At 75.0% G+C, this 22,725-nt stretch carries 21 protein-coding genes; 10 read left to right on the top strand and 11 right to left on the bottom strand.

Annotated elements, in window-relative coordinates; translation table 11 throughout:
• The 5 genes from ACWGDE_RS17910 to ACWGDE_RS17890 form a co-directional block, all read right to left on the bottom strand.
• Positions 1–635 (bottom strand): hypothetical protein (locus ACWGDE_RS17910; protein WP_453389943.1); only part of this gene is annotated, 635 nt, incomplete at its 3' end.
• On the bottom strand, positions 632–1,216 hold the full coding sequence (locus ACWGDE_RS17905) for an RNA polymerase sigma factor (protein ID WP_453389942.1): 585 nt from the start codon (positions 1,214–1,216) through the stop codon (positions 632–634). The genes ACWGDE_RS17905 and ACWGDE_RS17910, both read right to left, overlap by 4 nt.
• A gap of 132 nt (positions 1,217–1,348) precedes the next feature.
• Positions 1,349–2,218, bottom strand: coding sequence for a 5-oxoprolinase subunit C family protein (locus tag ACWGDE_RS17900; protein ID WP_453389941.1), 870 nt, complete (start codon positions 2,216–2,218; stop codon positions 1,349–1,351).
• The gene (locus tag ACWGDE_RS17895) at positions 2,215–2,832 is read right to left on the bottom strand and encodes a 5-oxoprolinase subunit B family protein (RefSeq protein ID WP_453389940.1); all 618 of its coding nucleotides are present in this window, start codon (positions 2,830–2,832) and stop codon (positions 2,215–2,217) included. The genes ACWGDE_RS17900 and ACWGDE_RS17895 overlap by 4 nt, the downstream gene beginning before the upstream one ends.
• A complete protein-coding gene (locus ACWGDE_RS17890; protein ID WP_453389939.1) occupies positions 2,829–3,614 on the bottom strand; it encodes a LamB/YcsF family protein in 786 nt (261 codons plus the stop codon). Before ACWGDE_RS17890 ends, ACWGDE_RS17895 begins: the two co-directional genes overlap by 4 nt.
• A gap of 142 nt (positions 3,615–3,756) precedes the next feature.
• Here ACWGDE_RS17890 and ACWGDE_RS17885 point away from each other — a divergent pair, with 142 nt between their 5' ends.
• Genes ACWGDE_RS17885 through ACWGDE_RS17870 form a run of 4 tightly spaced genes read left to right on the top strand, consistent with a single transcriptional unit; the run spans position 3,757 to position 11,089 of the window.
• Positions 3,757–5,262, top strand: coding sequence for a hypothetical protein (locus ACWGDE_RS17885; protein ID WP_453389938.1), 1,506 nt, complete (start codon positions 3,757–3,759; stop codon positions 5,260–5,262).
• Positions 5,259–5,429, top strand: coding sequence for a hypothetical protein (locus tag ACWGDE_RS17880; RefSeq protein ID WP_453389937.1), 171 nt, complete (start codon positions 5,259–5,261; stop codon positions 5,427–5,429). Before ACWGDE_RS17885 ends, ACWGDE_RS17880 begins: the two co-directional genes overlap by 4 nt.
• A complete protein-coding gene (locus ACWGDE_RS17875) occupies positions 5,426–6,388 on the top strand; it encodes a hypothetical protein (RefSeq protein WP_453389936.1) in 963 nt (320 codons plus the stop codon). Before ACWGDE_RS17880 ends, ACWGDE_RS17875 begins: the two co-directional genes overlap by 4 nt.
• A 57-nt stretch (positions 6,389–6,445) precedes the next feature.
• A complete protein-coding gene (locus tag ACWGDE_RS17870) occupies positions 6,446–11,089 on the top strand; it encodes a hypothetical protein (RefSeq protein ID WP_453389935.1) in 4,644 nt (1,547 codons plus the stop codon).
• A 127-nt stretch (positions 11,090–11,216) separates the two neighbouring features.
• Here ACWGDE_RS17870 and ACWGDE_RS17865 read toward each other — a convergent pair whose 3' ends face one another.
• Positions 11,217–11,681 (bottom strand): hypothetical protein, encoded by a 465-nt coding sequence (locus tag ACWGDE_RS17865; protein ID WP_453389934.1) that lies wholly within the window; start codon positions 11,679–11,681, stop codon positions 11,217–11,219.
• A gap of 395 nt (positions 11,682–12,076) precedes the next feature.
• Between ACWGDE_RS17865 and ACWGDE_RS17860 the strand changes: the two genes are divergently transcribed.
• From ACWGDE_RS17860 to ACWGDE_RS17845, 4 genes are read left to right on the top strand one after another with little or no spacing between them, the layout of a single operon-like run.
• Positions 12,077–15,082: a sensor histidine kinase gene (locus ACWGDE_RS17860; protein ID WP_453389933.1), complete on the top strand. Its 3,006-nt coding sequence runs from the start codon at positions 12,077–12,079 to the stop codon at positions 15,080–15,082.
• Entirely contained in the window at positions 15,079–15,516 is a 438-nt protein-coding gene (locus tag ACWGDE_RS17855) for a roadblock/LC7 domain-containing protein (protein ID WP_453389932.1), read from the top strand. The genes ACWGDE_RS17860 and ACWGDE_RS17855 overlap by 4 nt, the downstream gene beginning before the upstream one ends.
• A 10-nt stretch (positions 15,517–15,526) precedes the next feature.
• The gene (locus ACWGDE_RS17850) at positions 15,527–15,985 is read left to right on the top strand and encodes a DUF742 domain-containing protein (RefSeq protein ID WP_453389931.1); all 459 of its coding nucleotides are present in this window, start codon (positions 15,527–15,529) and stop codon (positions 15,983–15,985) included.
• On the top strand, positions 15,966–16,592 hold the full coding sequence (locus ACWGDE_RS17845; RefSeq protein ID WP_453389930.1) for a GTP-binding protein: 627 nt from the start codon (positions 15,966–15,968) through the stop codon (positions 16,590–16,592). Before ACWGDE_RS17850 ends, ACWGDE_RS17845 begins: the two co-directional genes overlap by 20 nt.
• Positions 16,593–16,874: 282 nt before the next feature.
• Here ACWGDE_RS17845 and ACWGDE_RS17840 read toward each other — a convergent pair whose 3' ends face one another.
• From ACWGDE_RS17840 to ACWGDE_RS17820, 5 genes are read right to left on the bottom strand one after another with little or no spacing between them, the layout of a single operon-like run.
• Entirely contained in the window at positions 16,875–17,318 is a 444-nt protein-coding gene (locus ACWGDE_RS17840) for a hypothetical protein (RefSeq protein WP_453389929.1), read from the bottom strand.
• Between the two features lie 47 nt (positions 17,319–17,365).
• A complete protein-coding gene (locus ACWGDE_RS17835) occupies positions 17,366–18,565 on the bottom strand; it encodes a lipid-transfer protein (protein ID WP_453389928.1) in 1,200 nt (399 codons plus the stop codon).
• Positions 18,562–19,017: a Zn-ribbon domain-containing OB-fold protein gene (locus ACWGDE_RS17830; RefSeq protein WP_453389927.1), complete on the bottom strand. Its 456-nt coding sequence runs from the start codon at positions 19,015–19,017 to the stop codon at positions 18,562–18,564. The genes ACWGDE_RS17835 and ACWGDE_RS17830 overlap by 4 nt, the downstream gene beginning before the upstream one ends.
• A gap of 32 nt (positions 19,018–19,049) precedes the next feature.
• A complete protein-coding gene (locus ACWGDE_RS17825; protein WP_453389926.1) occupies positions 19,050–19,418 on the bottom strand; it encodes an Mpo1-like protein in 369 nt (122 codons plus the stop codon).
• A gap of 14 nt (positions 19,419–19,432) precedes the next feature.
• A complete protein-coding gene (locus ACWGDE_RS17820; protein ID WP_453389925.1) occupies positions 19,433–20,101 on the bottom strand; it encodes a M15 family metallopeptidase in 669 nt (222 codons plus the stop codon).
• A gap of 29 nt (positions 20,102–20,130) precedes the next feature.
• Here ACWGDE_RS17820 and ACWGDE_RS17815 point away from each other — a divergent pair, with 29 nt between their 5' ends.
• Both ACWGDE_RS17815 and ACWGDE_RS17810 read left to right on the top strand, forming a co-directional pair.
• Positions 20,131–20,640 carry an NUDIX domain-containing protein gene (locus tag ACWGDE_RS17815; RefSeq protein ID WP_453389924.1) on the top strand — a complete coding sequence of 170 codons (510 nt, stop codon included), beginning with the start codon at positions 20,131–20,133 and terminating at the stop codon, positions 20,638–20,640.
• 195 nt (positions 20,641–20,835) lie between these two features.
• Positions 20,836–22,686 (top strand): M1 family aminopeptidase, encoded by a 1,851-nt coding sequence (locus tag ACWGDE_RS17810; RefSeq protein WP_453389923.1) that lies wholly within the window; start codon positions 20,836–20,838, stop codon positions 22,684–22,686.
• Positions 22,687–22,725: the final 39 nt, after the last annotated feature.

Genomic DNA, 22,725 nt, shown 5'->3' with positions numbered 1-22,725 from the left:
CCCCGCTGCTTGGCCGCGTGCTCGGCCTCCCGCTCCGGGCCCGGCGTGCGCACGGGCGCCTTCGCGGGGTCGGCGTAGACCGGGATGCACGCCGGCACCTTCGCCGTCTCGACGGCGCCGAACCCGATCCCGTGGATGTCCGCCGCGTCCGCCGGCGTGCTCAGCACGAGGGTGTGCCCGGGGGGAACCGTCTCCGGCGTGATCAGCATCTGAGCGCTCGCGTCCATCGCGCCGGCCGGCCGCCCGCCCCGCTCCCCGGGCGTGAGCCCCGCCGGGAACGCCTCGCTCGCCGGGCACTGCTCGGAGGGCCGCCTGGGGACCGCCGCGACCGCCACGCCCAGCTCCCGCAGCTCGCGTACGGTCCCGTCCACCCCGTCGGGGTGGTAGATCCGCACCCAGATGGTGCCGTCCGCCTCCTTCGACACCGCGTAGGCGGGCGAGGAACCGCCGTCCTCGCCGAGCACCGGCAGGGCCACCAGCCCCGCGACCGTGGCCGCCACCGCGCCGAGCGCGAGCGGGATCCGGTAGCGCCGGGCGTGCGAACGGACCGGGGCGGCGGCGGGGGGCATCTCCGCGGCGACGGCCATCAGCTCCGCCTTGAGCCGCTCCTCGAACGCGCTGGGCCTGCTGCTCATCGGACTGCCTCCAGTTGCGGGTCACGGGCGGGACGCGGGGCGGGATCGGCGGCGCGCAGGGCCCGCCGGGCACGGTGCAGGCGGACGCGGACCGTCGTCGTGGTGACGCCCAGGGCCTGCGCGGCCTCCGCCGGGGTCAGGCCGTCGACGACGACCAGGTCGAGGGCCGCGCGCAGCGGCTCGGACAGGGCGGCATGGTGCTGGGCCACGGCCCGGAAGGCCCGCTCGGCGTCGATCCGCTCCTCCAGAGCGGCCACGTCCTGGTCGTCGAGGAGCCGGCGGCCGCCGATCCGGGCCATGGCCCCGCTCTCGCGGGCCAGGCCGCGGGCGTGCCCCGACAGGACGTTGCGGGCGATCCCGAACAGCCAGGCGACCGGGACTCCCCGGTCGGGCCGGTAGCCGGCCGCGGAGCCCAGCGCGGCGAGGAAGACGTCCGCCGTCAGGTCCGCCGCCACGTGCGGGTCGGCGACCCGGCGCGTGACGAAGCCGAGGACGGCGTCGACGTGTTCCTCGTAGAACCCGCCGAACCCCTCGGGCGTGGTGAGATCCGGTGGCCCGGCCTCCCGTGGTGGGTTGCGCACCCGTTTCCTCCCCGGTGTGCGGGGCCCCGGCGGCCCCGTTCACCCGTACTTGGCTCCCGGCGGCGGAAACGTTTCAGCGGGCAGCGGGCAGCGGGCAGCGGCCAGCGGCCCCGCGGGCTCACCCGAGGGTGCTCACCGGCTCCGCACGAACCGCACGGGGATCCCGGGCCGCGCCTGCGCCGCCGCGTCCAGGGCGGGGCCCGGCGGGACCACGCCCACGACCGGGTAGCCGCCCGTCACCGGATGGTCGGCCAGGAAGACCACCGGCCGGCCGTCCGGCGGGACCTGGACCGCGCCGAGCACCATCCCCTCGCTCGGGAGCTCCCCGGACCGGGCCCGGACCAGCGGCGGCCCCTCGGTGCGCAGGCCGATGCGGTTCGAGGCCGCCGAGACGAGGTACCGCTCCCGCAGCAGCCGCCCGGTCACAGACTCCGGCTCGAACCAGTCCGCCCTCGGCCCCAGGCGCAGCGGGAGCACCAGCTCGGCGGGCGGGCCCGGCGGCGCCGCGCAGTCCGTCCCGGGCACCGGTTCCGGGCCGGGCGGGCCCACCGGCAGCAGCGCCCCGGCCGTCAGGACCGGCGGGCCCAGGCCGGACAGCAGGTCCGTCGAGCGGCTGCCCAGGACCGGCTCCACCGAGAAACCTCCCCGCACCGCGACGTAGCCGCGCACTCCCGACTCCGCCCGGCCCACTTCCAGATCCGCCCCGGCGCGCAGCAGGACCGGGGCTCCCCAGGGCGCCGCGCGCCCGCAGGCCCGTACCCCGCAAGGGGCCCCGGTGACGGCCACCAGGAGCGGTCCGCCCAGGGCGCGCAGGGCCACCCCGTCCAGGGTCGTCTCCAGGACGGCGGCGTCGGGCGGGTTGCCCAGCAGCCGGTTCGCCAGCGCGCGCGCCCCCGAGTCGAGCGCCCCGGAGCGGGGGACGCCCAGGTGCGCGTACCCGGGCCGGCCCAGGTCCTGGACGGTGGTCAGCGCGCCCGCCCGTACGACCTCCAGGGCCCTCATGCCGCCACTTCCTCGAACCGCACCCGTACCCCCGGCGCGAACAGCGCGGCCGGCTCGCGCGCCGGGTCCCACAGCACCGTGTCCGTGGACCCGATCAGCTGCCAGCCGCCGGGGGAGGAGCGCGGATAGACCCCCGCGTACTCGCCCGCGAGGGCCAGCGAGCCCGCCGGGACGGACGTACGGGGCGTCGCGCGCCGGGGCAGCCACAGCGCCTCGGGGAGCCCCGTCAGATAGCCGAACCCCGGCGCGAACCCGCAGAAGGCCACGCGGAAGCCGATCCCGCCGACGATGCCCGCGACCTCCTCGGGGCGCACCCCCCACAGGCCGGCCACCTCCGCCAGGTCCGGCCCGTCGAAGCGCACCGGGACCGTGACCAGCGGCCCGTCCTGAGCCGCGGGCGGGGCCGGCTCCCAGCGGGCGATCCGGGCGGCGAGGGCGCGCGGGTCCCGCACGCCGTCCAGCAGGACGGTCCGGGCGGCGGGCACCACCTCGCGCACGCCGCCCAGCTCGCCGGCGTCGCGCCGGCGCAGCACCTCGGCGTGGAGCGAGACCACCTCCTCGGCGGAGTCCACCTCCAGCAGCAGGGCGTCGGCGCCGACCTCCAGGGCCCTCACGCGAAGGCCTCCACCCGGACCCCGGCGGCGCCGAGCGCCTCCCGGACGCGCAGGGCCAGGCCCGCCGCCCCGGGGGTGTCCCCGTGCAGGCACAGGGAGCGGGCGGAGACCGGGACGGCCGAGCCGTCGGCGGCGGTCACCGTGTGCCGGGCGGCCATGGAGACCGCGCGGGCGACCACCGCGTCCGGGTCGTGGACCACGGCGCCCGGCTCGGCGCGCGGTACGAGGGTGCCCGCCGGGGTGTAGGCGCGGTCGGCGAAGGCCTCCGGGACGGCCGTCAGCCCGGCGTCCGCGGCGGCGGCCAGCAGGAGCGAGCCGGGCAGTCCGAGCACCGGGAGCCCCGCCGTCCCGGCCGCGAGCAGGACCCCGGAGACGACGGCGCCGGCCTGGTCCGCGTCGTGCACCGTGCGGTTGTAGAGCGCGCCGTGCGGCTTCACGTAGGACACCCTCGAGCCGGCCGCCCTCGCGAAGACCTCCAGCGCCCCGATCTGGTACGCCACCTCGTCGGCCAGCTCACCGGCCGGCACGTCCATGGCGCGGCGGCCGAAGCCCGCCAGGTCCCGGTACGAGACCTGCGCGCCGATCCGCACCCCGCGCGCGGCCGCCAGCTCGCAGACGCGGCGCATGATGGACGGATCGCCCGCGTGGAAGCCACAGGCGACGTTGGCGCTCGTGACGACGGACAGCAGGGCCTCGTCGTCGGTCAGCGTCCACCGCCCGAAGCCTTCGCCGAGGTCGGCGTTGAGGTCGATCACCGGGGTCGGTGCGATCATGGAATCCATGCGGCGAGGGTAGAGCAGGCCGCCACCGCGGCCCGGGGACGGCGGCCGCGACGGCCCGGAGTGCCGCCGCGACGGCCCGGGGACGATCGGGCCGAACCATCCCGTTTGGGATGTTGTCAGGGTCAGCGCCTAGTCTTTGCCCGTGACTCTCCCTGCCCCGGCGAAGACCCTTCCGTCCCCGGCGCCGGGCCCGGCCGCCGACGAGGGCCTGGCCCGGCGGCTGCGCGCCCTCGCCTGCACCGCCCCGCTGCACGACCTCGACGTACGCAAGGCCAATCTGGCCGGCGAGTACGGGGTCTACGCGATGGCGGAGGTCGCGCTCTCCGCGATCGACCTCGTCACGCTCAACATGGACTTCGACACCGGAGCCGACCACGAGCAGATAGTGGCCAGGTTGCTGCCGCGCGTCGCCGCCCAGGCGCCGGCGCGCCCCGCGGCCGAGCACGAGCGGGTGGCCCGCTGGGTGCTGGAGAACCTGATCAACGTCGGCAGCGTCGACCGGGGCTTCCGCGCGATCTACGGAACGTTCGGCCCCGACGGGGTGTACGTCCGCCGGGACTACGACTTCAAGCTGATCGAGGAAGTCCCGGGCCACGGCGGCGCCGTGTACCTGCGCACCACCGACGAGGCCGTCAACGTGCTGGTCGGCGCCCTGGACACCGACGTCACCAGCGCGCAGATCGCCGCCGAGGTCAAGCTGGAGGTCCTGATCAGCCGGGGCCGGCTGGCCGACGCCCAGCTCGCCGCCGAACAGGCCCGCTACCGCACCGTGCAGTACGCCGAGACCCTGCGCCGCACGCTCGACGCGACCCGGCGCAACGTGCGGGCGGTGGACTGGCTGGTGACCGTCCCCGACATGATCGCCGAGGCCCTCGACCACGTCGCCGACCGCTACCGGCACGAGAACGCGATCCTGACCAACATCCGCAAGGCGCGCGACGAGGCGGAGGAGCCCGACAACAAGCGGCGCGCCGCCGAGCTCGTCGACATCGTCAAGGACTGCATCCGCCGCCACACGCAGCTGCAGTCCCGGCTGCTGGACGCCGGCCCGCTCTTCCGCGCCGAACAGGACCGCCAGGCCTTCGCGGCCCCCGCGCCGCGCTCCGGCATCGACCTGTACGGGCAGCTCGTCGCCCCCGTGCTGCCGCTGCCGGTGGGGCAGGCCTCCCGGGTCACCGACGCCTTCTTCGCGGCCGGGGCCGGCCTGCGGACCCCCGTCTCGGTGCGCGTCGCCGACCTGATCGAGATCCTGCTGACCCCGCCGGTGGAGCGGGAGCACCTCGGCGCGGAGATGCCCGAACCGGACCTCATCGCCACTCCCGACGACAGCCGCTTCAGCGAGGAGCAGCTCGCCGCCGCGATGGAGCTCCTGGAGCTCCCGCACGACGCCCCGCGCCGGCTGTCCGGGCTCCTCGCCGAAGCCCGCCGCTCCGACCCGGACCTGCCCTACCTGGTCGCCCTGCTGGCCGTCCACGCGGCGAGCCCGGCGGTGGGCACGGCCTACCGGCAGGGCGAGGAGCGCCTCCTGTTCGCGGTCGACGACGGCACCGAGCTGGAGGACCCGGAGTTCGGCGGCGCGGACCTCATCGTCGGCACCGCCCTCCTGGACGCCGCGGCCATGACGGCCGACCGCACGGAGGCGGCATGACCCCGACCCCGCCGGGCCGCGGAACGGCTTCCCGGTCCGGCCGCCGCGCGACCACGTCCGCCGCCCGGCCCGGCGGCGCCCCGGGCCCCGGCGCCCACACCGGTACCGCCCGGACCCGCAGCACCCGTACCCGAACCACCCGCACCGCCGAGGAGACGTACCCGTGAGCGACCACCACGCCGAGCACCCCGCGTGGAGCGAGCCCGACGCGCAGCACGCCCCGGCACCGGCACAGGCGCTGGCCCAGGCCCCGGCCGCGGTCACGGGCCAGGGCGCGGCCACCGGCACGGGCCAGGCCACCGCCCCCGTGACCCCGGCGGACGCCGCCGACGCGGCCCGGCTCGTCGCGTTCGGGCTCCAGCCCAAGCTGCTGCCCTCGCGCGACGCCGAGTACGCCGAGCTGCTGCGCCGCTACCGCGACGACTCCGCCTTCGCCCGGCTCGCCGACGCCGTGGCCACCGGACTGGGCCTCGTCGTCCTGGAGGTGTCCGCGCGCGCCGGGATGGCCGTCGCCGCCGGCGAGGACTCCGTGTTCGCCGTCCGCATGGGCGACTACGCCCGCCGCGCCGCCGCCGACTCCGCGGACCGCTTCCTGCACGGCCTCGCCCACCTCGCCGTCGCCGCCCTCGCCTTCCCGCGCCCCGAGGACCTCGCCGACGACGGCTACATCGGCCGGATCACCGTGAACGGGGTCGACGCCTTCGTCCGGCAGACCTGCCGCCGCCTGGAGGAGCGCGCCGAGGAGCTCGGCGAGAACACCGACCCGGCCTCCGACGCCCCCGGCCTGGAGGCAGCCTGGCGGGTCTACGCCCGCCGCAGCGCCACCGGCGCCACCAAGGACGCCCGCCGCCTGGCCGGCTCCACCACCGGCATCGTCGGCAAGGCCGCCGCCTTCCTCACCGACTCCGGCTTCCTCCAGCGCACCGGCGACGACGCCGGCGGCACCTACCGCACCACCCCCCGCTACCAGCTCCAGGTCCGCGACATGGCGGGCAGCTCGGCCATGGCCGAGCTGCTGGAGCTGGGCGTGGTCCCCGTCAGCGACGGCTCCGCCAGCCTCCTGCCGCCGCCCGAGGGCGACGACCTGGAGCTCGCGGCCGACGCCGGCCTGCCCTTCCACGCCTAGCCCGCGCCCGCACCCCGCACCCGTACGACCTACGAGAGACCACGAGAGTCCGCCGCCATGTACGAGCTGTCCCGGATCCGCCTCTACTCCATCGGGCCCGCCGGTGCGCGCTACGCCGACACCGTGCTCGACCTGCGCGGAGTCGGTCAGCCGGTGCCCCACCCGGCGCCCACCCAGGCGGAGTTCTTCGAGGACGAGCCCACCGGCCCGCCGCGCCGCCCCGCGCCCGCGGGCGTGCTCTTCCTGGAGAACGGCGGCGGCAAGTCCGTCCTGCTCAAGCTGATCTTCTCGGTCATGCTGCCGGGCCACCGCAACACCCTCGGCGGCGCGAGCTCCGGCGTGCTGCGCAAGTTCCTGCTCGCCGACGACTGCGGCCACGTGGCCCTGGAGTGGCAGCACACCCAGACCGGCGAGTGCGTGGTCGTCGGCAAGGTCAGCGAATGGCGCGGCCGCCAGGTCTCCAACGACCCGCGCAAGTTCGCGGAGGCCTGGTACTCCTTCCGCCCCGGACCGGGGCTGAGCCTGGACAACCTCCCGGTGGCCGAGGCCACTTCGGTGCGCCCGCCCGTCGAGGGCGTCTCGGGCGCCAGCGGCCGCCGCCGCACGATGAAGGGCTTCCGCGACGCCCTCACCGAGGCCGGCAAGGCCTACCCGCACCTCGAGGTGTACTTCGAGGAGATCCACGACCGCTGGAACGAACACCTCACCGAGCTCGGCCTCGACCCCGAACTCTTCCGCTACCAGCGCGAGATGAACGCCGACGAGGGCGAGGCCGCCGGCCTGTTCGCGGTGAAGAAGGACTCCGACTTCACCGACCTGCTGCTGCGCGCCGTCACCGACACCCGTGACACGGACGGACTGGCCGACCTCGTCCACGGGTTCGGCAACAAGCTCGGCCGCCGCGCCGAGCTGATGGCCGAACGGGACTTCACCGCGGGCTCCGTGGACCTCCTCACCAAGATCGTCGAAGCCTCCGAGGCGCGGACCCGGCTGCGCGAGGTCCACGCCGGTGCCGAACGCCGCACCCGCTCCCTCGCCCGGCGGCTGTCCGCCCGCGCCGCCGAGGAACGCGGCCGCGCCGCCGACCTCGCGCAGCGGGTCACCGGCGCCGCCCACGAGGTCACCGCCGCCGATTCCGCGCGCTCGCGCAGCGCCGCCGTCTCCGCCGAACTCGCCTACCGGCACGCCTCGCTGGCCCTGACCGTCGCCGACAAGGCCGCCGCCGCGCAGCGCCGCGAGCTCCTCGAAGCCCGCACCCTGCACTCAGCCTGGCAGGCCGCCGAGAACGTACTGCGCCACCGCGCCGCCGCCGACCGCTCCGCCCGGGTCGCCGCCGCGATCCTGGAGGCCGAGCGGGACGCCGCCCCGGCGCTGGCCGCCCGGGCCACCGCCGCCACCGAGCTCGTACGGGCCCTGCACACCGCCGCCGAAGAGGGCGAGCGGGCCGCCAACGAGGAGGAGGAGCGGTCCGCCGTCCTCCAGGAGACCGGCGAGGCCGCCCACCGCGACGCCACCGCCGCCGCCACGGCCGCCCAGCGGGCCCGCAGCGAGGCCGAACACCTGCGCGCCCGCCTCGCCGAGGTCCAGCAGGAGACCGCCGAGGCCGTCCGGGCCGGCTGGCTCGACGACTCCGCCCCCGACGCCGACCCGGCCCGCGCCGCCCTGGCCGCCGCCGACGCCGAGAAGACGGCCGTGGCCGCCTGGCACGAGGCCCGCGAGGCCGCCCGCACCACGACCGAAGCCGCCCGCGAGGCCACCGGCACGGAATCCCGCGCCGAACTGACCGCCGCCCGCGCCGCGGACGCCGCCGACGCAGCCGAGGCCGCCCACGAGGCCGAGCGCCGGGCCGCCGCCTCGCTCGCCGAATCCCCGCGCCTGGCGGCCCTCCTGGGAGCCCCGGAGCCCGGCTTCCCCCGCCCGCGCGGTGACGAGGGCGCCCCGGGCACCGACGCCGCCGGCCGGCTCACCGTCGAGGACCTGGACCGGGGCGCGGACGACCTGCGCACCCTGCTCACCGACGCCGTGGCCGCCGCCGAACGCCAGCTGTTCGAGCTGCGCACCGCGGCCGCCGACGACTCCCGCATCCTCGGCGCCCTCGGCGACGGCGGCCTGCTGCCGCCCGGCCCCGACGTCCTGGCCACCGTCGAGTACCTCGGCGAGCACGGCATCCCGGCCCTCCCCGGCTGGCGCTACCTCGCGCAGTCCGTGGACCCGGCCGACCACGCCGCCGTCCTCGCCGCCCGCCCCGAGCTCGTCGACGGCGTCGTCATCACCGACCCGGACACCCACTCCCGGGCCCGCGAGGTGCTCTCCGGCGCGGCCCTGCTACCCCGTTCCACCGTCGCCGTCGGCACCGCCGCGGCGCTGCTGGCGCCGGTGCCCCCGGCCGGCGACTCCGCCGACGCCGTGTTCCTCGTACCGCCGAACCCGGCCATGCACGACGAGCACGCCGCCGACGAGGAGCGCCAGGCGCTGCGCGTGCGGGCCACCGCCCGGGACACCGAGATCCGCGAACTCGCCGCCCGCCTCTCCGGCGACCGCGAGCTCGCCGCCCGGCTCGCCTCCTGGCGCGCCGGCTGCGCGCCCGGCCGCCTCGCCGAGCTCGCGGAACAGGCCGCCGCCGCCCGCGCCTTCGCCGAGGAGGCCGAGGCCGAGCTCGCGCAGGCCCGTACCGTACGCGCCGAGGCCGACGAGGCCGCCGCCGAAGCCGCCCGCATCCGCGAGGAGCGCCAGGACACCGCCCAGCGCGCCCGCCGCGTGGCCGACGTCCTCGCCGGCCTCGCCCACCGGCTGCGCGAGCGCGCCGGCTGGCAGGCCCGGCTGCGCGAACTCGCCGAGGACGCCGCCGAGTCCGAGGCCCGCGCCGAGGTCTGCCTCGACCGGGCCCGCGCCGCCGACGAGGACCGACGCGCCGCCCAGCGCGCCGCCGACGATGCCCGCCGCACCGCCCGCGCCCTGCGCGCCGAGCGCGCCGAGATCGCCGGAGCCCCCGAGCCGCTGCCCGAGGCCCCCGCCGGGGAAGCGGGCGCCCGCAAGGCCCCGCTCCCCGACCTCCGCGAGGCCTACCGCGCCGCCTCGCAGCTCTACGAGAAGGTCGGCGTCGGCGCCGACCTGCGCGCCGAACAGGCCCGCGCCGAGAGCGACGAGAGCGCCGCCCTCGCCGAGCTCGACCGCCTGACCAACAAGGTCCGTACCCGCGCCGCCCAACTCCTCGAGGGCACCGACGGCGCCGACGGCCCCTCCCGGCAGGCCGCGGCCGCCCGCGCCGAAGCCCTCGTACAGATGCTGGAGACCCGCGCCTCCACCGCCAGCGAGCAGCTCGGCCGGCTGCGCGGCGAGGCCGAACGGCACGCCCCCGCCGAGGGCGAGGCGCACACCGACCTGCCCGAGGAACTGATCCCCGAGGACGTCGACGCCGCGCAGGCCATGCTCCGCACCGCCACCGCGCAGCTCGCCGCCCACACCGCCGCCGTGGAGTCCGCCCGCGCGGCCCACGCCGACCTGCTGCGCGCCCACCGCACCGCCGAGGAGGGCGCGGGCGGCTTCGACGAGACCGCGGCCCTGCTCCGCGACCTGCTGCGCGACCACACCCACCAGGAGGACGAGCAGGAGCCGGTCTCCCACGCCGGCACCCTGGAGGAGGCGCGCCGGTCGGCCGCCGAGGCCCGCCGTGCCCTGCGCGCCTGCGCCGCCGACCTGTCGGCCGCCGAAGCCGCGGTGCGCGAGGCGAGCGACATCCTGGTCCGGCACGCCAACGCCAACCGCTACGAGCAGGTGCGCACCCCCGCGCGCCAGCAGATCCGCGAACTGCCCGCCTCGGCCCTGCCCGAGCACGCGGCGGCCTGGGCCGTGGCCTTCGCCCCCCGGCTGCGCGTCCTCACCGACGAGCTGGCGCAGCTGGAGCGCAACCGCGACAGCATCGTCGACCGGCTGCGCGGACTCGTGGAATCGGCCCTGGCCACCCTGCGCTCCGCCCAGCGGCTCTCCCAGCTCCCCGAGGGCCTGGGAGAGTGGTCGGGCCAGGAGTTCCTGCGCATCCGCTTCGAGGAGCCCGACCAGGCCACCCTCACCGAACGGCTCGGCGAGGTCATCGACGAGGCGACCCGCTCCGCCGTGAAGAAGAACAGCACCGCCTCCTTCGGCGAGGGCCGCCGCGACGGCATGTCGCTGCTGCTCCACGGGGTCCAGGCGGCCCTGGAGCCCAAGGGCATCGCGGTGGAGATCCTGAAGCCGGACGCGGTGCTGCGCGCCGAGCGGGTCCCGGTCGGCCAGATGGGCGACGTCTTCTCCGGCGGCCAGCTGCTCACCGCCGCGATCGCGCTGTACTGCACGATGGCGGCACTGCGCAGCAACGACCGCGGGCGGGACAAGCACCGGCACGCGGGCACGCTGTTCCTTGACAACCCGATCGGCCGCGCGAACGCCACGTACCTGCTGGAACTCCAGCGGGCCGTCTCGGACGCGCTCGGCGTCCAGCTGCTCTACACGACGGGCCTGTTCGACACCACGGCCCTCGCCGAGTTCCCGCTGGTCATCCGGCTGCGCAACGACGCCGACCTGCGGGCGGGGCTGAAATACATCAGCGTCGAGGAACACCTGCGCCCGGGCCTGCCCCAGCAGTCCCCGGACGAGGAGACGATCCACGGGGAGATCACGGCGACCCGCATGTTCCGCCGCAGCACCGCGCCTTCTCCTTCTTGACGCGCCGCTCGCGCGGCTCGGCCGCAGGCGGCCTCCCCGGCTTCGCGCCGCTGCGCCGGACTCCGTCCGGCGCCGGACGGGTCGGCGTCGGACGGGTCGGAGCCGAGCGGCAGGCCTGCCGTACGGGTCACCCTCCGCCCGTGCCGGTCCGGTAGCGGCCGTCGCCGGCGGGGGGAGGCCAGGCGGCGCCGGAGGTCTCGCCGCGCTCGCGCATTCGCTCCGGCCTCCGGGCCTGCCGGTCCGCCTTCCGCCGCTCCCGGGCGGAGACCCGCGCGGTGCTGCTCGGCTCCGAGACGACGCCGTACCGCTGGTTCCAGGTCTGCCGGGTGATCAGCACGTCGAGGACGGCCCAGGTGGCCACCACCGTGCCCGTTATCCCGGTGAGCACCAGCGGGAAGGCCAGCCAGGAACCGGTGACCGTCAGGAAGAACGCGATCGTCGCGTCCGTCAGCGTCACGGCCACGACCATCACCGCGCGCACGGCGGACACCCGCACCGGATCCGGCATCCGGCGCCGGGCCGGCGCGTCCACCCACAGGGCCCGCCCCGGTGCTCCCGGTCCCGCGCCGTGGTCCTCGTACCTCGTCCCCATGCTCCCCTGCTTCCCCCCGATGCGCCCGGCATACCTGCCTCGAACAACTGGTGCCGTGACCGGGAAGGTTCGCCGGGCACAGCACCGGACGCAAGAAGCGGCCCGGAGATTCCCGGAACCCGGGCCCCCACAGTGCTCCGCATTGCGGCGGAACGAATAATTCCAGCCATCCATTCTCATGCGGGAACTGACGCCGCACCAGGTGTCATGTGCCACATATCGGTCGGCTCCCGACGGGAGCTATCGGACAACTCGTGATCTTCGTGCGAGCCGCAGGCCGAAAAGGTCCGGACACGCCTTCGAACCTGCGCCGTGGCAGTAGTAGGCTCACGCCGTTTAAATGACGGAACACCGACCCCCGACAACGGGGTTGAGCTGGGGAGGCTGGGGAGGCCATGCGCTTTCGCGGGAAATCCATCCGCCGGAAGATCGTGGCGTTGCTCCTCGTGCCGCTCGTCTCCCTGACCGCCCTGTGGGGCTTCGCGACCGTTCTCACGGGCCGTGAGGCCGTCCAACTCCTCGATGTCGCCTACGTCATCGACAAGGTCGGCTACCCCATCGAGGACGTCGTCCGGGTCATCCAGAAGGAGCGCCGCCAGACCCTCGTGGTCATCGGCGACCCCCGTGCCTCCACCGCCACATCGGAGCTCGCCAAGCGCCGCGCCGCCACCGACGAGGCGATCACGAAGCTCACCGCCGACGCCGAGGACCCCGAGGTCGTCGACGAACTCAGCCCGGCCGCCGCCCAGCGCCTGCGCTCCATCCTCGACGCCTTCCACGGCATCGGCGCGCTGCGCGGCGCCGTCGACTCCTCGGGCTCCCTCGACACGGGCCAGGCCCTGGAGCTCTACGACCGGCTCGTCGACCCCTGCTACGAGTTCCTGATGAACCTCCACGCGCTCGAGAACGTGGAGATGGACAAGCAGGGCCGCGCCCTGGTCGGCATCACCCGCGCCCGCGAGACGCTCTCGCGCGAGGACGCGGTCGTCGCGGCGGCCCTCGCCGCCCGCAACGTGAGCCCGGCCGACATCCGGCGCGTCACCGACTTCGTCGCCAACCGCAAACTGCTCTACGAGTTCAACCTCGCGATCCTCCCGGCGGCCGACCGCGACCTGTTCGAGCAGTACTGGAACAACCCCGAGAGCCGGGCCCTGCGCGAGGCGGAGGAACGGTTCATCGCGGCGGGCCCCGGCAAGACCGCGCGCAACGTGGCCCCCGCCCAGTGGGACGCAGCGTCGCAGAAGGTCCTCGACGACCTCGCCGCCATGGGCACCGCCGCCGGAGACCGCTACCAGAAGCGCGTCGAGCCCGTGGCCATGGACGTCCTGGTGCAGGCCGCCGTCGCCGGAATCCTCGGCTTCATCGCCCTGCTCGTCTCCCTGATCCTGTCCGTCCGCATCGGCCGCGAGCTGATCCGCGACCTCTCCCGGCTCCGCAAGGAGGCCCACGAGGTCTCCGGCGTGCGCCTGCCCGGCGTGATGCGCCGCCTCGCCGCGGGCGAGCAGGTGGACGTGGAGACCGAGGCGCCCCGGCTCGAGTACGAGAAGGACGAGGTCGGCCAGGTCGGCCAGGCCCTCAACAGCCTCCAGCGCGCGGCCATCGAGGCCGCCGTCAAGCAGGCGGAGCTCCGCCGGGGCGTCTCCGAGGTCTTCGTCAACCTGGCCCGCCGCAACCAGGTGCTGCTGCACCGTCAGCTCACCCTGCTCGACACCATGGAGCGGCGCACCGAGGACACCGAGGAACTCGCCGACCTCTTCCGCCTCGACCACATGACCACCCGCATGCGCCGCCACGCCGAGGGCCTGGTGATCCTCTCCGGCGCCGCCCCCTCCCGCCAGTGGCGCAAGCCCGTCCAGCTGATGGACGTCGTACGGGCCGCCGTCGCCGAGGTCGAGGACTACGAGCGCATCGAGGTGCGCCGGCTGCCCCGCCTGGGCATCGCCGGCCCGGCCGTGGCCGACGTCACCCACCTCATCGCCGAACTCCTGGAGAACGCGACGGTGTTCTCCCCGCCGCACACGGCGGTCCAGGTCCTCGGCGAGCGCGTGGCCAACGGCTTCACCCTGGAGATCCACGACCGGGGCCTGGGCATGAACCCGGACGCCCTGCTCGACGCCAACCTCCGGCTGGCCGAGACCCCCGAGTTCGAGCTCTCCGACACCGACCGGCTCGGCCTGTTCGTGGTCAGCCGCCTCGCGCAGCGCCACGAGGTCAAGGTCGGCCTCCAGCCCAGCCCGTACGGAGGCACCACCGCGGTGGTCTTCCTCCCGGTGGCCCTGCTGACGGAGGCTCCCGAAACCAACGGCACCGGCATCCGGCTGGCCGGAGGCAAGGCCGTGGGCGGCCCTGCCCGGCCCGCCGCGGCCGTCGAGGGCGCGACCGCCGACCGCCGGCTCCCGGCCGGCGCCGAACTGCGCGGCCCCGTCGAACTGGAGGCCCCGATCGGCCTGCTGGGGCTGGACGACCCCGTCACGGCCCTGGACGAGGTCCCCAGCGGCATCGCGGGACTCAGCGGGGTCACCGGAAGCGGCATCGGCACCAAGGGCGGCCGGCCCGTCATGGCCACCCTCGACGACGAGACTCCGCCCAACGGCACCTCGCGCAGCGCCCTGCTCGGCCTTCGCCCGGCGGGCCGCCCGCACGCGGAGCGGCACACCGACCGCGGCGGCTGGAAGGGCGACCGCCTCGCGGACCGGATGGGAGACCGGGCCGCGGACAACTCCGGGGAGCGCGGGGGATTCCGTACGGGCGAGCGGTCCGTGGACGGCACCGCCGACCACGCCGGCGCCCGCCTCGCCGACCGTCACCCCGGCCGCGACGGCTTCCACGACCGGGACCGCGAGCGCGGTCGCGAGCCCCTGCCGCCCACGGGACCGGTCCGCCTGGAGCCCACCCGCCAGGACCCGGCGCGCTCCGACGGCCCCCGCACCCCGGGCGCCGTACCGCTTCCGCGCCGCCGCCCCACCCCGACCCTGGTGGCCGAGCACGGCCGCCGCGTGGAGCCCCGCCCGGTCGCGGCGGTCCCGGACCCCGCCCCGGACGGTACGCAGACGCCGGCCCCGGCCGCTCCGGGCAAGGCCCCGTCCGCCGGGCTGCCCCGCCGGGTCCGCCAGGCCAGCCTCGCACCCCAGCTCAAGGACGCCCCGGCGCCCGCACCCGCCGCCGCCGACCCGGCCGAGGACCGCGACGCGGAGGAGGTGCGGCGCCGCATGTCCGCCCTCCAGCGCGGCTGGACGGCGGGCCGCGACCAGCACGCCAGGCAGCGGGCGGAGCAGGACGGCCCGGCCCGCCAGGAACCGCAGCACGACGCACTGCATCAAGCACCACCGCAGTCCGCGGCCGAGGCAGGCACCCCTGCCGCCGACGGCCCCGGATACGAGAACGAAGGGGACGGTCGATGACCGCACCGCAGTCCGGACACGACACCAGGGGCCGCGGCTCCGGCTCGCTCAACTGGCTCCTCGACGAGCTCGTCGACCGGGTCGCCAGCATCCGCAAGGCGGTCGTCCTCTCCGGCGACGGCCTGCCCACCGGCAGCTCCAAGGGCCTCACCCGGGAGGACAGCGAGCACCTGGCGGCCGTGGCCTCGGGCTTCCACAGCCTGGCCAAGGGCGTCGGCCGCCACTTCGACTCGGGCAGGGTCCGCCAGACCGTGGTCGAGCTCGACGAGGCGTTCCTCTTCGTCATGGCGGCCGGCGACGGCAGCTGTCTGGCGGTCCTCGCCGACGCCGACTCCGATGTGGGCCAGGTGGCGTACGAGATGACCCTCATGGTCAAGCGCGTGGGTGACCACCTGGCGACCGCCCCGCGCACCGGGCTGCCCGCCGGAGGGTGAGACGGACGGCATGAGCGAACCAGGCCAGGACCACCCCGCCCGCACCCCCGGTGCGGTCGCCGGCGGCACCCCGGAGGAGACCCCCGCCGCGGCCGCCGAGCAGTGGTTCGACGACGACGCGGGTCCCGTGGTGCGCCCGTACGCGATGACCCGCGGCCGGACCAGTCACGCCGGCCAGCACCGGCTCGACCTCATCGCGCTCGTCGTCGCGGAGCCCGCGGCCGACGACCCGGTCTGGGACGCGACCCTGTCCCCGGAACACGCCCACATCCTCGGGCTGTGCCGGGAACGCCCCCAGTCCGTCGCGGAACTCGCGGCGGAGCTCGACCTCGCCGTCGGTGTCGTGCGCGTCCTGATCGGTGATCTGGCCGCCGACGAACTGGTCCACGTGACCAGGCCGGTACCCCCGGCCGAACTGCCCGATGAATCCATTCTGCGTGAGGTGATCGATGGCCTTCGGGCGCTCTAGCCGCACCGGCGCGATGCATGCCGTGTCGCCGGTCGAGCCGCTGACCCTCAAGATCCTGGTCGCGGGCGGTTTCGGGGTGGGCAAGACCACCCTGGTCAGTGCGGTGAGCGAGATCAGACCGCTCCGGACGGAGGAACGGCTCTCCGAGCCGGGCCGCGGCGTCGACGACACCGGGGGAGTGGAGGGCAAGAGCACCACCACCGTGGCCATGGACTTCGGGCGCATCACGCTCCGCGAGGACCTGGTGCTGTACCTGTTCGGCACGCCCGGACAGGACCGGTTCTGGTTCCTGTGGGACGAGCTGGCCCAGGGCTCGCTCGGCGCCGTGGTCCTCGCCGACACCCGCCGCCTCGCCGACTGCTTCGCCGCCATCGACTACTTCGAACGGCGCGAGATCCCCTTCTTGGTCGCGGTGAACTGCTTCGACGGCGCCGACCGCCACCCGGTGACCTCCGTACGGGAGGCCCTCGACCTCACCCCCGAGGTGCCGGTGCTGCTGTGCGACGCGCGGGACCGGGAGTCGGTCAAGGACGTCCTGGTGGGAGTCGTCGAGCACGCGATGACCCTGGCCCGGGCCCGGCGGCGGAGCCTGACGGCGGGGGCGTAGCCCGCCCGCCGGTACGGGCCGCCCGCGGCCCGGCGACATGGAGGCGGCCCGTACCCCCGCCGACTGGGGTACCGGCCGCAGCTCTCATGGGGGGTTCGGGATCCCGGTCGCGGAGCGGGACCGTGGAGAGAGTGTGAACCCGCCGCCAAGGGCCGTCAAGCGTTCGGACAACAGCGGCTGTTCAGCGGCCGCGCCCCCGTTTCGCCGGCCGCGGCGCGGCCGGGAGGCGTACCGCGGCCGGCCCGCGCCCGCGGCATTTCGGGCACACGGCGCGAGCCGCGCTCATCCCGTCGCGAGGACGGCCGGCGCGGGCACCGACAGCAGGAGACCGGCACAGGCCATCACCTTGGCCGCCGTCGGCCGCCGGCGCGGGTCCGCCCCGGCGGCCAGCAGGAGCTGCACCGCCGAAGGGAGGAAGAAGAACATCCCGAACATGGCGCCGAGCACGGACCAGGGCAGCAGCAGCGCGGCGACGACCCCCGTGGCCCAGCCGAAGCCGGACGGCCGGGCACGGAAGCGCAGCGGCACGGCGACCACCGCCGCGGTCGCCAAGCCGAAGACGATGGTGGGCCACATGACCAGCGGCACCAGCGGGGTGACCGCGGCGCACACCACCAGACCCAGCTGCCACGGATGCACGCTGCCCGACACGCTGCCCGGCCGAACGTCCTCTCGTGCGACGGCCCGCATGACCCACCCCGACTCCGACTGCTTGAACGCGTTCAAAGCATCGTATCCGGGGGTGGGCCGTGCTCCGAGCCACCGGTCCGGCGCTACCGGACGGCCACGACCGCCGACCCGTGGCCGAACAGCCCCTGGTTCGCGGTGATGCCGGCCCGCGCCCCCGGGACCTGCCGCTCCCCGGCCGTCCCCCGCAGCTGCCACGTCAGCTCGCACACCTGCGCGATGGCCTGGGCGGGCACCGCCTCGCCGAAGGAGGCCAGCCCGCCGCTGGTGTTGACGGGTATCCGGCCGCCGAGCGCGGTCGCGCCCTCGCGTACGAGCTTGGCCCCCTCGCCCTCGCCGCACAGGCCGATGTCCTCGTACCACTCCAGCTCCAGCGCGGTGGACAGGTCGTAGACCTCGGCGAGCGAGAGGTCCTCCGGCCCCAGCCCGGCCTCCTCGTAGGCGGCCCGGGCGATCGAGGACCGGAAGGAGCCGGGCGCGGGCACCACCGCGGTCGTCGAGTCGGTGGCGATGTCCGGCAGGTCCAGGACCGTACGGGGATACGTGGGCGTCACCGTGGACACGGCCCGGATCCGCACCGGGTCCGCGATCCCCCGGGAGCGCGCGAAGTCCATGCTGCTCAGCACGAGCGCCGCGCCGCCGTCGGAGGTGGCGCAGATGTCGAGCAGCCGCAGCGGATCGGCCACGATCGCCGAGGCGGCGACCTCCTCGGCCGTCACGGCCTTGCGGTAGCGGGCGTTGGGGTTCAGCAGCCCGGCCGCCGCGTTCTTCACCTTGACCTGCGCGAAGTCCTCGCCGGTGTCCCCGTACACGGCCATCCGGCGGCGGGCGTACAGCGCGAAGTACGCCGGGTTCGTGGCCCCGAGGACCCGGAAGCGCAGCCAGTCCGGGTCGTCCGGCCGGTCCCCGCCCGCGGGGGCGAAGAACCCCTTGGGGGCGGCGTCCGCCCCGACCACCAGGACGACGTCGGCGAGTCCGGCCAGGATCTGCGCCCGGGCCGCCCCGATGGCCTGGGCGCCGGAGGCGCAGGCGGCGTACACGCTGGTCACGCGGGCGCCCTGCCAGCCGAGGGCCTGGGCGAAGGTGGCACCCGCCACGTAGCCCGGGTAGCCCGAGCGCACGGTGTCGGCCCCGACGATGGACTGCACGTCCGTCCACTGGAGCCCCGCGTCGTCGAGCGCGGCCCGGGCGGCCGCCCGCCCGTACTCGACGAAGCTGCGGCCCCACTTGCCCCACGGGTGCATGCCGGCCCCGAGGACGGCCACGTCTGCGGAGGTGCCGCTCACGCGCCCACCCCCACGGGCCGGAACTGCCAGGTCGTCCAGGTGGTGCCGGCGTCCTCGTTCAGTACGCCGCCGACCACCTCGACCTCCATCCCGACCGTCAGATCGCCGACGCCGACCCCGGGCGCCGCCTGGCCGAGCACGACCATCCCCTCGGCCTCCAGCTCCACGGCGACCAGGGTGTACGGGGTCCAGGGCGCGTCCGGGTCGGACACGTACGGGGCCGGCGGCCGGTACCGCCCGTCGGTGTAGGACCAGACCCTGCCGCGCGGGGAGAGCGCGGTCTCGGCGAGCTCGCCGCCGCCGGGGCAGCGCGGATTGCGGCAGTACGCGTCCTCGCGCGGGAAGAACACCGCCGTACAGGCGGAGCAGCGCGTGCCGAGCAGGCGGAAGCCGCCGTCCGCGTCGTCCTCGGTGAACCACCCGCTGACGACGGGTGTGCGTGTGCGTTCCAAGACCCCTCCCGAAACAGATATCTGACGAGCCGTCAGAAGTCTGTCACGGGAACGCGGTCCCGGCACGGGTTCTCGGCGAGCCACTTGCGCGCGATCTCGCCCAGTTCCGCGTCCCGCCCGGCCAGCATCATCCGGATCATCTGCGCGTCCCCGCGCAGCGACCACCCCGGATTGCCGAAGGTGGCCGGGTTGTTCCCCTCGATCAGGAAGTGCGCCGGCCAGGCCGTCCCGTACCCGATGAGGGGGAGCGCGGCGAGGTACCGCTTGCGGCCGCGCGCCAGTCCGTAGGCGGTGACGGCGAGGCCGGTCAGGGTGCCGGTGAGGTGGATCCACCGGGTGGCGGAGCGGGAGTGCATGGCGACGTAGTAGGGCCAGAATTCCTCGTACGAGCTGAAAGTCATGCCGAGCAACGTACTCAGGGCCGGACGGCCGCGACAGAGACGGGGAAGTCGAAGTACGTATCGGGGAACGCCTCCGGCTTGTACGTGAAGTGCCACCACTCCTCGGGCAGGTTCACGAACCCCCGGGCCGCCAGCGCGCTCCGCAGCAGCTCGCGGTGATCGCGGGCGGGGCCGGCGACACGGGGGTCGTCGGTGTGCGCGAGCGGATCGAAGAAGTCGAAGGGGGTCCCCATGTCGAGCGGTTCGCGGCGCAGGTCGGTGAGCGTCACGTCGACCGTGCTCCCGCGGCTGTGCCCGGACTTCTCGGCGATGTACCCCTCCGGAATCAGCCGGTCCTTCTCCACGTGGGGGTAGAACTCCGCCTTGGTCGACCGGTCCGCCGCGTCCCCGGCCCACCGCACGAACCGGTCCACGGCCCGCTGCGGCCGGTAGCAGTCGTACACCAGCAGCGAGTACCCGCGCCGCAGCAGGTCCCGCTGCGCCCGCCGGAGCGCCTCGGCCGCGGGCCGTGCGAGCAGGCAGACGGGCTCCTCGTAGCCGTCCACGACGGCGCCGGTGAAATTGTGGGCGGTCGCGTACCGCATGTCCTGGCCGATCGACGGATCGACGTGGGACAGGGCCGTGAACCCGGGGGTCGGAACCCCGGCCGACAGGGCTCCCACGCAGCTCACAACAACCAGCATTCGCATGCCCCTTGGCATACCATCGCCGCATGCCGGCACACCTGAGGGACTCGCACTGCTCCACCTGTGGAGCACTGTTCGATTCGGCCGACTGGCCCCGCGAGTGCTCCTCGTGCGGCGCCGTCACCTACCGCAACCCGCTCCCCGTGGCCGTTGCCCTGCTCCCCGTCGAGGACGGGGCGGGGACCGGCCTGGTGGTCATCACCCGCACGATCGAGCCGGCCCGCGGCGGCGTCGCCCTCCCCGGCGGCTTCATGGACTTCGGCGAGGACTGGCGCGAGTCGGTCGTCCGCGAACTCCGCGAGGAGACCGGCATCCACGCCCCCGCCTCCGAGGTCACCCTGGCCGGCGCCCACACCTCCCCGGCCGGCCACCTGCTCGTCTTCGGCCTCCTCCCGGTCCGCCCGGTCGCCGAACTGCCCGTCTCCGCCGCCACCGACGAGACCACGGGCTGGCACGTGCTGCGCGGCCCCGAGGAGCTGGCGTTCCCGTTGCACACGAAGGCGGCACGGGAGTGGTTCGCCGGGCGGGACGCGTAGGCCCCGCGCGGCCCGCCCGGGTATCGGGCCGCTCCGTCCGGTAGGCGAACCCTTTACCCGCCGCTCATGGCATGCTCCGGTCAAATCTGCCAGGCTTCCGGCAGCCGTCACCCCCACGGCTGCCTCCGGCGCACCCAGGCCGGCCGGGCAGCCACCGAGCAGGCCGTGAACCCGGCCGCTTCAAAGGAGTCTCGTGTGAGATCGACCCCCCACAAGGTCATCGCCGCGACCGCGTTCGCCGTAGCGGCGCTGATCGCCACCGCACTTCCCGCCACACAGGCCACGGCCGCTCCGGCCGCGGCCGCCGCCTGTACACCGACCCAAGCGGTCGTCAACGGCGGCTTCGAAAGCGGAACTTCGCCCTGGACCCAGTCGCAGACCAGCGTGATCACCAACCGCGCCGGCCAGAGCGCCCACGGCGGCACCTACTTCGCCTGGCTGAACGGCGTCGGCAGCACCCACACCGACACCCTCTCCCAGAGCGTCACCATCCCGGCCGGATGCAGCACCGCCTCGCTCACCTTCTGGCTGCGCATCACCACCACCGAGACCACCACGTCGACGAAGTACGACAAGCTGACGGCGAAGATCGGCACCACGACGCTGGCGACGTACTCCAACCTCGACAAGAACACCGGCTACGCCCAGAAGACCTTCGACGTCTCCGCCTTCGCAGGCCAGACCGTGAACCTCGTCTTCACCGGCACCGAGGACTCCAGCCTCCAGACGAGCTTCGTCGTCGACGACGTCGCCCTCAACACCTCCGGCGACACCACCCCGCCGGGCGACTCCACCCGTACGCCGGCCGCGCCCGCGTACAACGTCAGCCTGAGCAGCAACGCGAGCGGCACCGTCTGGACCGGCCACGAGAGCGCCACCTTCACCAACGCCTCCGCCACCCCGCTGGGCGAGGTGTACCTGAGGCTCTGGGACAACTACCACGGCACCTGCTCCGCCATGCCCATCGCGGTCAGCAACGTCACCGGCGGCACCGCGGGCGCGCTCTCGGTCGGCTGCACCGCCCTCCAGATCACCCTGCCGACGCCGCTGACCCAGGGGCAGAGCGCCACGATCGGCTTCGACCTCGGCATCACCGTGAAGAGCGGCGCCGACCGGTTCGGCTACGACGGGGCCTTCGCCTTCATCGGCAACGCCCTGCCGGTGCTCGCGGTCCGCGACGGCGCCGGCTGGCACCTGGACCCGTACACCAACAACGGCGAGTCCTTCTACTCGCTGGCCGCCGACTTCACCGTGGCCCTCGACCACCCGAGCACCCTCCTCGTGCCGGCCACGGGCGGCTCGGTCGACACCCCGGGCACCAGCGGACGTACGGTCACCACGGCCACCGCCTCCAAGGTCCGCGACTTCGCCTGGGCGGCGGGTCCGTTCACCAAGATCTCCGGCACCTCGGCCTCCGGAACCCCGGTCAACGTCTACTCCGTCTCGGGCATCAGCTCGGCCGACGCCCAGTCGATGCTCACCACCGCCAAGTCCGCCGTCGACGCCCACTCGGCCCGGTTCGGGGCCTACCCGTACGGCGAACTGGACGCGGTGATCGACAACAACTTCTGGTTCGGCGGCATGGAGTACCCCGGCTTCGTCCTCGACCTGGTCAGCACCACCGCGCTCACCCACGAGATCGCCCACCAGTGGTGGTACGGCATCGTCGGCGACGACCAGTACAACAACCCCTGGCTCGACGAGGCGTTCACCGACTACGCCACCGACCTGGCCCAGAACAAGACGGGCACGGGCTGCTGGAACAGCGTCTCCTGGGCCTCCTCGGCCGAGAAGATCAGCAACTCGATGGCCTACTGGGACACCCACTCCTCCCGGTACTCCACCGTCATCTACGGCTACGGCAAGTGCGCCCTGCACGACCTGCGGCGCGTCCTCGGCGACACGGCCATGGCCAAACTGCTGAAGGACTACGCCACTTCGCACTGGTACGGGGTCTCCACCACGGCCGAGTTCAAGGCGGCCGCCCAGGCCGCCACGACCACGGACCTGTCCTCCTTCTGGACCACGCACCGCATCGACGGCTGACACCGGACCGGTTCGCCGCGGGTGACGACACCCGTCACC

The sequence above is a fragment of the Streptomyces sp. NPDC054956 genome (assembly GCF_053609185.1).
The sequence above is the reverse complement of the archived record's forward strand: the minus strand, read 5'-3'. Positions and strand labels throughout refer to the sequence as shown.

What these genes read in the sequence shown, in the direction of transcription:
- ACWGDE_RS17870 (WP_453389935.1), top strand. Translation starts at nt 6,446, where the DNA reads ATGTACGAGCTGTCCCGGATCCGCCTCTACTCCATCGGGCCCGCCGGT.
- ACWGDE_RS17865 (WP_453389934.1), bottom strand. Translation starts at nt 11,681, where the DNA reads ATGGGGACGAGGTACGAGGACCACGGCGCGGGACCGGGAGCACCGGGG.
- ACWGDE_RS17855 (WP_453389932.1), top strand. Translation starts at nt 15,079, where the DNA reads ATGACCGCACCGCAGTCCGGACACGACACCAGGGGCCGCGGCTCCGGC.
- ACWGDE_RS17845 (WP_453389930.1), top strand. Translation starts at nt 15,966, where the DNA reads ATGGCCTTCGGGCGCTCTAGCCGCACCGGCGCGATGCATGCCGTGTCG.
- ACWGDE_RS17820 (WP_453389925.1), bottom strand. Translation starts at nt 20,101, where the DNA reads ATGCTGGTTGTTGTGAGCTGCGTGGGAGCCCTGTCGGCCGGGGTTCCG.
- ACWGDE_RS17850 (WP_453389931.1), top strand. Translation starts at nt 15,527, where the DNA reads ATGAGCGAACCAGGCCAGGACCACCCCGCCCGCACCCCCGGTGCGGTC.
- ACWGDE_RS17815 (WP_453389924.1), top strand. Translation starts at nt 20,131, where the DNA reads ATGCCGGCACACCTGAGGGACTCGCACTGCTCCACCTGTGGAGCACTG.
- ACWGDE_RS17860 (WP_453389933.1), top strand. Translation starts at nt 12,077, where the DNA reads ATGCGCTTTCGCGGGAAATCCATCCGCCGGAAGATCGTGGCGTTGCTC.
- ACWGDE_RS17825 (WP_453389926.1), bottom strand. Translation starts at nt 19,418, where the DNA reads ATGACTTTCAGCTCGTACGAGGAATTCTGGCCCTACTACGTCGCCATG.
- ACWGDE_RS17890 (WP_453389939.1), bottom strand. Translation starts at nt 3,614, where the DNA reads ATGGATTCCATGATCGCACCGACCCCGGTGATCGACCTCAACGCCGAC.
- ACWGDE_RS17900 (WP_453389941.1), bottom strand. Translation starts at nt 2,218, where the DNA reads ATGAGGGCCCTGGAGGTCGTACGGGCGGGCGCGCTGACCACCGTCCAG.
- ACWGDE_RS17880 (WP_453389937.1), top strand. Translation starts at nt 5,259, where the DNA reads ATGACCCCGACCCCGCCGGGCCGCGGAACGGCTTCCCGGTCCGGCCGC.